Below are 9361 nucleotides of genomic sequence, written 5' to 3'. Positions count from 1 at the left end.
ATTGAATGGGAATGATTTACAGCTAACTCACAGCTAATCATTTCTATTCAATTTAGCACTCAACCCTCTGTTTTTGCAGGGGGTTTTTCATTATATCACATCATATCTATTCACTCTATCTCACATTTTTCGCCGGTACAGGTGACGGTATTACCCTAAAGGTATACTCTTCATACCGTCAAATCATGGATGCTTTACGGGTGAATTGTGCTTACTGATACCAAATTAAAAAACCTCAAACCGCAGGACAAACTGTATAAGGTTTCTGATCGTGATGGGCTGTATGTCGCAGTGCTTACTTCCGGCTCTGTCTCGTTCCGGTACGACTACCGCATTAACGGGCGACGGGAAACGCTGGTCATTGGTCAGTATGGTCGTGACGGAATCAGCCTGGCGGAAGCACGCGAAGAACTCATTGCTGCAAAGAAGCTGCTGAAGGCAGGCCAGTCGCCTGCTGCGGCTAAACGTGACGGTATCAAAAAGATTCGTGGGGCTGAGACATTCGCGGTACATACCGACAGCTATATGAAGCACGTCATTCTGGCTGACAGTACCCGGGCAATGAAGCAGGCCGTTATCGAACGAGATATCATGCCGGTTCTGGGTAACAAGATGATGGCTGAGATAACCACCGTCATGGTTCGTGACCTGTGCGATCGCATTGTCGAGCGTGGCGGGCGAGCGACGGCGGTGCAGGCCAGAGAGATAATCAGCAGCGTGTACCGCTATGCCAATGACCGCGGGCACGGCCTGTTTAATCCGGCTGCGGACATCAAGCCTTCATCAATAGCTATGTTTAAGCCGCGCGACCGCACGCTGCAACCTGAAGAGATCGGAGTATTCTTCCGCGCTCTGGATCACGTCGGGACTATGGCCACGATGAAGCTGGCATTAAAGCTGGTGCTGCTCACCCTGGTTCGTAAAAGTGAATTCACTCATGCCACATGGTCAGAGGTTGATTTCAAAAAATGGACGTGGACCATACCGTCAGACCGTATGAAGGGAAGCCGGGCGCACGTTATCTATCTGCCAAAGCAGGCGCAGGATCTCATGGTTGGCCTGCAGATGTGCGCTGGTGGAAGTGAATACCTTTTGCCCGGGCGCTACTCTGTCAGCAAGCCATTATCCAACGCAGCACTGAACAGACTGATCAATGTTACTGTCGAATCGGTAAATGATACTGGCGGGCATCTGGATAACTTCTCTGTGCATGATCTTCGCCGTACTGCCAGTACGCTTTTACATGAGGCTGGTTATCCATCTGACTGGATTGAAAAGGCGCTGGCGCATGAGCAGAAGGGAGTGCGCGCGGTTTACAACAAAGCGGAGTATGCCAGGCAGCGCGCCTATATGCTGCAACAGTGGGCTGATATGGTCGATGCCTGGGTTAACGGGGAGCACACCGATCTGGTTCCGTTCTCCCCGTCGAAGTTTGAGATGTGGATGGAAGGGATTGGTTGATATTTATTTCTCCGTATTCTTATCGATTAGCCGCATCATGCGTCTGAGCATTTTTTTGTATCGATCTGGTTCGTCGAACTCAATCGAGAATCCTGGATCGCAAAGGCCGCCATGTTCGTAATATGATTTCTCAATCGGATACTTAGCCAATATTTTTGCATGCGCCTCCGCTCTTACCGCTGCCCTGCGCGTCAGAAAATGTCGACCGCGAGAAGGAGAAAACCAGACTTTTTTCATTTGCATGGTCACTGTGCTCATACTGTTCGTTCCTTCCCGCAAATATTAGATGTTGATGGCGAAGAGTTATTAAGTGCCGCTGTTAGCATCTCAACATCACTGCGCAACCTGTTTATTTCATCGTCGCGCTGCACAATCACAGCTCGCTGCTCTTCCAGTTGGCGGATTAACTCCGCCTCATTGAACATGGTCATGCGGCCTCAGTCCTCACAATTGGTACGGAGCAGCCAGGCAGTAACTGCACCGCCGGACCGTAGCACTGATTTCCCCATACATCGAATCCATGCGACGACTGGCGGGCGAATAGCTCAATTCGCGGTACATCTCCCAGCAACTGCACCAGTTTTTCGCGGATGATGTCCGGCTTGCGTGAGTTCTCCATGCGAGGTGCGGTGACGTGCTGGCAGATTGAAGCATCCATGCGGGCAGGAAGTTTGCCTCGTACTGCAAACAGACAATCTTCGCTGTTCGCCCGGGTCATATGGCCCATGCCGATCGCACTGTTGCCTTTGTGCTTATTCGTTTTGTGCCAGGTGAATCCCTTCATGGTCATCAGCTTGAAGCCCCACGCCTCGACTACCTTCAGCGCTTCAACCGGCTGCGTCGGCACCCACCACATAGCCAGTAAACAATCATCGACAGCAAGATCCCATACTGGCAGGCGGCAGATATCCAGCACGTTCATCACCGGATATTTGAACCCGGCGCCGCGGTTCCCGTCGGCAGCTTTGTCGCGGTATACCCAAGGCGGGTCAGCGTAGATAAGAGTGTATTTTCCGTTCATGCCATACCTGCCTTAATTGGACGAACCTTAAGATATTCATTCAGCTTTTCAGCCACTCTCTGAGCTGCAATAGGGTTGCGAATAATCAGTTTGGCTGGAGTTAACCAGCCTCCATACTTCATCGAATAAATTAGTGTCACCATTCCAACGGTGATATCGTCTTGCGGATTAGTCATACACCACCCCGCGACATCCGATCCCAGCGTATTCTCCCCGGCGCAGGCCGTTACCTTTCGATATGCACTGATCGCGGCGTATCGCTATTCTGGCGCGTTCAACTTCACCGATTGCTGCATCCATGCACAGCAACCAGAGCCTGGCTGCAATGCGGAACTGGCCTTTCGATTCACGCTCAACGGCGCGTTTTTCTACCTCCATCGCTGCCGGAGTTACGGCGACAACCTTTGACGCCTGACGCTGAGACACATAGTTCAGGTGATACTTTTCAAGACGGGTTAATTTGCTCATCGGATCCAGCCTTCTCTGAAAATTACCGCCAGCAGATACAGCCAGGCGGAAACGGCGGTCAGGAATAAGTACCATCCTGACCATTTTTCCCAGTGCCTGATCAGCGCTGTCATGCGGCGTTACTTACTGGGCGGTAAACGCGCTGATCAACCGGCGGCTTTTTTCCGGTGAACTCTGCTGGGCTGGTGGCCTGACGTTCATCAAGCCAGTTCTCAACCTCTTCAGCGTTCCATGCACAGCGCTTATCAGTGATCCAGAAACGCTGCGGGAACTCTCCATTGCGCTCCATGCGGTCAATGGTGCTCATAGATACCGGCACCACTGCCATCAGTTCCTTTTTGCCAAATGCTCTTTTCATAATTACCTCTCTTGCATTTGCGACGCGCGTGGCGCCGCAGTGGTGGTTACATCGGTACTTCGTTCAGTTCGTCGCAGCGGATGGTGTAAACGTCGGTTGCTTTTGCCAGCAGGTCATCATCACCAGCCAGTTTCTGAGCAACATATTTGTACGCTTTGTCCAGGTCGGCCTGAGTGTTGTAGTTCATCGCCGCGCCGGAAAATGCGTGCAGAATCTCTTCAGGGCCGCGATCATCTTTGTGCTGCTGACGATCTTCCTGCTTCTGCTCTGGCTTTGAGTTGATCAGGCTGTTCATGCCCTGAGCAGTTGCCGCAGGTGGCGTGATGTCGCGCTCAACACGCGGTGTTGTCTCCTGCAGTTCGTCGGGTGTATAGACACCAAGAAGAACATCAGGGGCATGCAGGCGCGCCCAGCGCTTAACGCACAGATAAGCAAGCTGCTGACGTGGATCCTGTTCCCACAGTGGAGAGTTACGGACACCGGCCTGAGCCATGCTGATGGTAAGCTCACGCGGCTCTGCTTCGCCTTTCAGGACTGCCGACACTGTTACGGTCAGTGATGGAGATTTGTCGCTCTTGCCATTCACCTTTGACCAGTCGCCGTCCCAGCGGTAATTCAGGCGGGTGGCCAGAAGATTAGAAGATGACACAACCGCGTTTACCAGCTGCGCCTCATAGCCAAGAGTGCCGTTTACAACGTGCGTCTTCTGCGCAACAGCGAACGGGTTCATGCCCCACTGCGCCGCCTGCATGGTTACCGCCAGGCAGTCAGCAGGCTTTCCTGCCAGGTGCTGCGGAACAGTTGCTTTACTGTCTGCCATCAGGGTTGCGAAACGCACCAGGCGGTCCATACCCTCAGGACTGAAGATTGCCGCAGCGGTACCGACGGTAGCGCCAGGCTGTGATGTGATTGCGATATCGTTGCTCATACGTACATATCCTGTTTGCGTGCCCATTCAGGGCGTTTAATAATTTCCACGCCGCCCCACTCATCACTGATGCGGCATTCGTGATAGGTGTTCAGATCCCGGCGGAATAACTGATGCCCGGCGTCTACATCCGGCGCATCCAGCTCGAACACGCGGACCGGGTATCGACCGCAGTCGATGGTTTCGCTCACAGCCAGGAAGAAGAATCCGTGCGGCTGCCCGGTTACTTTCAGTGCGCCTTCGCGGTACATGGCGTCCTGGACGTGATAGCGGAATTCCTCGATGTGACGTGCAAAGCGATCCATGTCTGCAACCTTTTTCACGTCGACGACCACGTTGTGCTCATTCAGCCACTTATCCGGACGGATCCGGCACAGTTCGCCAGTCTCTTCGTCATTCCAGTACATCGATGCTTCGCAGTGGCCTGGTGCTTCCAGCATCCAGCGCGCCGCCGGGTGGGCCATTGCGCTGTCGCGCATCAGTTTCAGTTTCCGGCCCTGTTCGGCATCCATCACCGTCATACCCATACCGGCAACATCTTTCAGGAATGCTTCTTCATCGGCTTTACCCTGATTGGTGCGGCGGTTGAACTGTGGCGCCACGATGAAACGCTTATCGAATTCCTCCGGCTCAAGCAGCAGGCAGTGCAGGGCGGTGCCCATGTCCAGCGCGGACTTTTTCTCTTCATCTTCCGGAGCAGCCTTCACCCATTTCAGAAGGGCAGGGTTCTTGGCCACCATATCCAGTTGTGACTTACTCACGCCGTCACCGGCGTGGTAGTCCTCGTTGCTGATGTCGTAGTAGATGCCGGTATTCATGCTTCCTCCCTCCCGGAATTAGTCGATATCACGAACATATTCAAAATCACCGCATTGCGTGGTGTTGCCGTCTTGCGCTTTCTTGGTAATTGCAGCACGACAAAGCACCGCTCCCATAAACCCCCAATCCCGCTTTAGTTTTTTATTTGAAGGCTCCTGAGTACCAAGAGCCTCATAAACAACAGCGTCATCAGTGTTGAACTTTGCTCTGCCGTCCATAACAAACCACTCAAACTCTTGCTTCATGCCGCATTCCTTTTGCTGTCGATCTGGTCAGCAAGATCAAGACGGGCGATGACGCCAGTTAATTCACGTTTGAACGACGACATAAGCTCTTCGAAATCATCACTTTCAAATGCCGCTTCCATTACCTCGTAACGAACACCAGCACGGAGAATGGCGCGTTTGAATGACTCTTCCATTTCGCAACCAGCAACTGCTTCGATCAGCTCAACGTGGCGGTCGTACAGTTCAGATGACAGCTGGTAGTCATTGCTTAACTGAACTGCTATTTTTTTCAGGTTATTGAATTGCTGAATGTGCATAGCCACCTCAGTAGTTGATGGTCGTTGCTGGTACTTTCCCGCGAGCGATGGCGACAACACATGCCTTTGCCCAGTCTTCAGGAATGCCCTGGTCAATGAGAGCTTGGACCGCAGCAGCATTAATGGCCCGACGGTGCTCTACATCAGCAGCGCGTGATGCCGCTTCATCAGCGATGCGCTTCTCTTCCGCCAGACGGGCCGCTTCTTTCGCTTCGGCTTCACGTTTGATGCGCTCGGCTTCTTCCTGCGCCTTGCGTTGCTCAGCTGCGATAGCTTCCTGTTTTTCGCGCTCGGCACGATCTGTGGCTTCCTTCTTCTCTGCTTCAGCTTTTTGCTCTGCGGCAATACGTTCACGCTCTGCCTGCTCAGCCTTGAACTTTAATTCAGCCTCGCGACGGGCAGATTCGGCGCGTTCACGCTCGATTTTCTCTTCGGCTTCGCGCTTGGCCTGTTCTGCTGCCTGGCGCTTTAACTCTTCTTCATGAGCAATGCGCTGGCGTTCTGCTTCTTCTGCTTTCTCCTTCGCTTCGCGGTCGAATGCGTCATTCATAAGCAGAGCCATCTCGTGGTCCGCTTCGAACTTGGCAGTCAACTCCTGGTCGAACTTAATGTTCATCTCCAGTGCTTCGGCGTGCAGCGCATTCATGGCTTCTTCAGCCTTGATGCGTTCCTGTTCTGCTTCCCATTCAGTAAGTGGGCGGCGAACCTCATCGCGCATCTCATCGCAAGCTGATACAAATCGACGAAGTTCAGCTTCAGCAGGTTTGACGGCTTCTTTCAGATGACGAAGGTAATCACGTCCTGGCTTTTCAACTGCTGTTTTACTGCGAGAAACCTGAGCTGCCAGAGATGCAATGCGCTTGCGGCCTTTGTCAGTAGTCAGGTCAGGAACTTCCTTAACGCTTTCGCGGATCTGTTCGAGGAACTTTTCCAGGCCGTTTTCTACGTAAATGCTTGGCGCCATATCTGGCGCAATTTCGATAATTGCTAATTCGCTCACTTTCTCACCCCCATATCCATTTCCGTTTTTACCGCCAGCTTGCTGACGAATACCCAGTTCATTGCTTCACCCAGCGTGCGGAACTTCCAGCTCATCAGCCCGCAAGCTGTAACGCAGTACCAACCGTTAATGACTTTCCACTGCATATGAACCTCTCTATTACCATTTTGGTAATACTCGAAGACGCAGGAAAGCCACGAAGTGGTGGTTTCTGCCTGAGCGATGCGCTCGTGTATTACCTTTTGGGTAATAATCAGATCAAAAAGTGATTGTGTCAATAGGTATGACGAGAATTAATTACCATTTTGGTAATTAATTGAGGCGCGAGCTTACCGCCATCGGGCAGGTAAAGCGTCAGAATGGCGGGGGATTACTTGCTTTTGTTCTGCTCAAACACGAAGTTGATGAATGAGGTGATCTTGTTTTTCTCTTCCTGTGGCAGAGCTGCATACATCCTGTGGTCGTAGTCGATAACACCAGGAGCGCCGACGGGAATAATCATCTCGTATGCTTCATGCCCGAACGCGCGCGCCAGGGAGGAAAGAACGCCGATGGTCGTGCTGACTTCCGCTTTCATAATCCGGTTAACTGTGGCCGGGCCAATACCAGCTGCTACAGCAACTTTCTTTTCGGATGTCATTTCCGTGTTCTTTCTCATCCAGGCGTTGAGCGTGGCTGCGGCTTGCTTCTCTACAGTCCATTCGCCATCGTCGGTGGCAGGAATAAAGATATCAGCCTGTACTGAGTCCAGTTCGTGATCGACATCAAGCCAGAACTTTTCTTTGCGCGCTGCTTCTTCAATGATACGCGCGGCATTCGGGCCGATGTTTTTGATACCAGTACACCACCGGTTGACCAGGTTCTGCGAACGCTTCACCCGTTCTGCAAAGCGCAACTGGGTGTCGTCGAAATCCCGGCGGATGATTTCGTTAAGGTTTTTGCGTCTTATGTCATAAATACTTTTCATAGCTATTGTATTTGTCCATTTAATGTTACCTAACTGACTAAATTTAAATGAATATTACCATAAAGGTAAAGTTACCATAACGGTAATAATCATTGATTTTTTCACCAGAAAGGTAATAATTCAGATATGAATAGACAGGCTGAGATAAGCAAAATATGAGTGACGAAAAAAAATTTGATTTCAAAAAGCACTGGCTGGGACTGTCTCCTGATGAGCGTGAAGCATTTGCAGATGAAGCAGGAACCACCAGTCATTACATCCAGACGCATCTGACCGGGCGCCGCAAGATGCCGGGTAAGCGACTGATGGACGGACTATTTAAAGCATGTCGTTCCCGCGAATGGACAAAGTCAAAACCTGAATTAGTGCTCTTCTTCTACGACCGATAACCCTCCCTGAACCCATCAATGCCGTCATTACCTGGCGGCTCCTTCCTGCATAAAACACCTTTCTGGTAATAAAAAACCATATACGGTTGATCTTTTTTCGTCTTAGTGCAAAATTACCGATATCCATAACAAAAAGGAGGCACCTCCTGTGAAGATTGTCACCAGAATGGAGGCAGCAAAAGCTGGCCTTAATCGTTTTTATACCGGTAAAGAATGCCGTAATGGTCACCGTGCTGAGCGCTACGTTCTGAACGGAACGTGTGTTGAGTGCGCAATGAATAGTGCTCATCGTCACCGTGATGAATTCGCTGCTGCGTTGAGGAACGCGCGGGAGGCAACATGAATATCTATCAACGCATCAACGGCGCTGACTGGCGCAATATCTGGGTGGTTGGCGATCTGCATGGTTGCTACACAAACCTGATGGGTAAGCTGGATGTCCTGAAGTTCGACCCGGCACAAGACCTGCTTATCTCTGTTGGCGATCTAGTCGACCGAGGAACTGAAAACGTTGAATGTCTGGAGCTTATTACTATGCCATGGTTCCGAGCCGTACGTGGCAACCATGAGCAGATGATGATTGATGGCCTGTCAGAGCATGGAAACGTTAATCACTGGCTGGTAAATGGTGGTGGATGGTTCTTTTATCTCGACTACGAAAAAGAAGTATTAGCTAAAGCGCTTGTCCATAAAGCAGCAGAGTTGCCGCTGATCATCGAACTGGTGACCGGCGACCGTAAAGTTGTCATCTGCCACGCTGACTACCCGCACAACGAATATGAGTTCGACAAGCCAGTGCCAGAGGAAATGGTCATCTGGAACAGAGAGAGGATAGCCAATGCGCAAGACGGATATCATCACGAAATCATCGGCGCAGACATTTTCATATTTGGTCACACGCCTGCACGTCAGCCACTGAAATACTCCAACCAGATGTACATCGACACGGGCGCTGTGTTCTGCGGAAACCTGACATTAGTACAGTTGCAAGGCGAGGTGAATGATGGCCGGTGACTGGATCAAGATGCGTGCCGACCTGCATACGCACCCTAAAGTTGTCCGCATGGCGTCCGCATTGAAAGCGGACAGATTGCGGATAGTTGGCGGACTACATTCCGCATGGTGTCTTTTCGATGTCCACTCTGTTGACGGTTTTCTTGACGGATACAGTGCGGAGACTCTCGACGACCTGATCGGCTTCCCCGGATTTGCGCGTGCAATGATGGCTGTCGGATGGCTGGAAGAAGAAGGCGAAAGCCTAGTAATGCCGCGCTTTGAAGCCCATAACGGACAGTCTGCCAAGCGTCGTGCACAGGACGCAGACAGGAAGAGAAATGTCCGCAAAGCGTCCGCATCAGAAGCGGACAAAAAGCGGACCAGAGAAGAGAAGAGAAGAGAAGATCTAA

The 9361-nt window shown here is 51.5% G+C and carries 15 protein-coding genes and 1 pseudogene; 4 read left to right on the top strand and 12 right to left on the bottom strand.

All coding sequences use genetic code 11. From position 1 onward, the window contains the following. The first annotated feature begins 207 nt into the window (after window positions 1-207). Window positions 208-1461: a tyrosine-type recombinase/integrase gene (locus FDW98_RS23240; RefSeq protein ID WP_137398970.1), complete on the top strand. Its 1254-nt coding sequence runs from the start codon at window positions 208-210 to the stop codon at window positions 1459-1461. A 3-nt stretch (window positions 1462-1464) separates the two neighbouring features. Here the strand turns inward: FDW98_RS23240 and FDW98_RS23235 are convergent, their stop codons facing one another. The 12 genes from FDW98_RS23235 to FDW98_RS23185 form a co-directional block, all read right to left on the bottom strand. Next, the gene (locus FDW98_RS23235) at window positions 1465-1719 is read right to left on the bottom strand and encodes a hypothetical protein (RefSeq protein ID WP_080860049.1); all 255 of its coding nucleotides are present in this window, start codon (window positions 1717-1719) and stop codon (window positions 1465-1467) included. 169 nt (window positions 1720-1888) lie between these two features. Then, window positions 1889-2482 carry an MT-A70 family methyltransferase gene (locus FDW98_RS23230; RefSeq protein ID WP_137398969.1) on the bottom strand — a complete coding sequence of 198 codons (594 nt, stop codon included), beginning with the start codon at window positions 2480-2482 and terminating at the stop codon, window positions 1889-1891. Further along, window positions 2479-2658 carry a DUF1317 family protein gene (locus FDW98_RS23225; RefSeq protein WP_137398968.1) on the bottom strand — a complete coding sequence of 60 codons (180 nt, stop codon included), beginning with the start codon at window positions 2656-2658 and terminating at the stop codon, window positions 2479-2481. The genes FDW98_RS23230 and FDW98_RS23225 overlap by 4 nt, the downstream gene beginning before the upstream one ends. Next, window positions 2651-2950, bottom strand: a complete 300-nt coding sequence (locus FDW98_RS23220; RefSeq protein ID WP_137398967.1) for a perC transcriptional activator family protein — start codon at window positions 2948-2950, stop codon at window positions 2651-2653. Before FDW98_RS23220 ends, FDW98_RS23225 begins: the two co-directional genes overlap by 8 nt. 109 nt (window positions 2951-3059) lie before the next feature. Continuing rightward, the gene (locus FDW98_RS23215; protein ID WP_000816432.1) at window positions 3060-3308 is read right to left on the bottom strand and encodes an AlpA family transcriptional regulator; all 249 of its coding nucleotides are present in this window, start codon (window positions 3306-3308) and stop codon (window positions 3060-3062) included. A gap of 46 nt (window positions 3309-3354) precedes the next feature. Then, complete coding sequence (locus FDW98_RS23210) at window positions 3355-4236, bottom strand: RecT family recombinase (protein ID WP_085049296.1); 882 nt, start codon at window positions 4234-4236, stop codon at window positions 3355-3357. Beyond that, window positions 4233-5054: a PD-(D/E)XK nuclease-like domain-containing protein gene (locus FDW98_RS23205; protein WP_137398966.1), complete on the bottom strand. Its 822-nt coding sequence runs from the start codon at window positions 5052-5054 to the stop codon at window positions 4233-4235. Before FDW98_RS23205 ends, FDW98_RS23210 begins: the two co-directional genes overlap by 4 nt. 18 nt (window positions 5055-5072) lie before the next feature. After that, complete coding sequence (locus tag FDW98_RS23200) at window positions 5073-5300, bottom strand: hypothetical protein (RefSeq protein ID WP_000806832.1); 228 nt, start codon at window positions 5298-5300, stop codon at window positions 5073-5075. Continuing rightward, window positions 5297-5599, bottom strand: a complete 303-nt coding sequence (locus FDW98_RS23195; protein ID WP_136397552.1) for a hypothetical protein — start codon at window positions 5597-5599, stop codon at window positions 5297-5299. The genes FDW98_RS23200 and FDW98_RS23195 overlap by 4 nt, the downstream gene beginning before the upstream one ends. Window positions 5600-5606: 7 nt before the next feature. Beyond that, complete coding sequence (locus FDW98_RS23190; protein ID WP_137398965.1) at window positions 5607-6599, bottom strand: hypothetical protein; 993 nt, start codon at window positions 6597-6599, stop codon at window positions 5607-5609. Next, entirely contained in the window at window positions 6596-6745 is a 150-nt protein-coding gene (locus FDW98_RS23475; protein WP_170975231.1) for a hypothetical protein, read from the bottom strand. The genes FDW98_RS23190 and FDW98_RS23475 overlap by 4 nt, the downstream gene beginning before the upstream one ends. 224 nt (window positions 6746-6969) lie before the next feature. Next, a complete protein-coding gene (locus tag FDW98_RS23185; RefSeq protein ID WP_137398964.1) occupies window positions 6970-7566 on the bottom strand; it encodes a helix-turn-helix transcriptional regulator in 597 nt (198 codons plus the stop codon). Window positions 7567-7721: 155 nt separating this feature from the next. Between FDW98_RS23185 and FDW98_RS23180 the strand changes: the two genes are divergently transcribed. The 3 genes and pseudogenes from FDW98_RS23180 to FDW98_RS23165 form a co-directional block, all read left to right on the top strand. Continuing rightward, a complete protein-coding gene (locus FDW98_RS23180) occupies window positions 7722-7955 on the top strand; it encodes a hypothetical protein (RefSeq protein WP_003037808.1) in 234 nt (77 codons plus the stop codon). A gap of 339 nt (window positions 7956-8294) precedes the next feature. Then, window positions 8295-8969, top strand: coding sequence for a metallophosphoesterase (locus tag FDW98_RS23170; protein ID WP_137398963.1), 675 nt, complete (start codon window positions 8295-8297; stop codon window positions 8967-8969). Beyond that, window positions 8959-9361, top strand: a pseudogene (locus FDW98_RS23165) (Pyocin large subunit); the annotation flags it as partial. The gene FDW98_RS23170 and the pseudogene FDW98_RS23165, both read left to right, overlap by 11 nt.

Origin of the sequence: Citrobacter sp. wls711, from assembly GCF_005281055.1 — a bacterium.
In the GTDB taxonomy this organism is placed as follows: domain Bacteria; phylum Pseudomonadota; class Gammaproteobacteria; order Enterobacterales; family Enterobacteriaceae; genus Citrobacter; species Citrobacter gillenii.
This window is presented reverse-complemented; position numbering and strand designations above follow the sequence as displayed.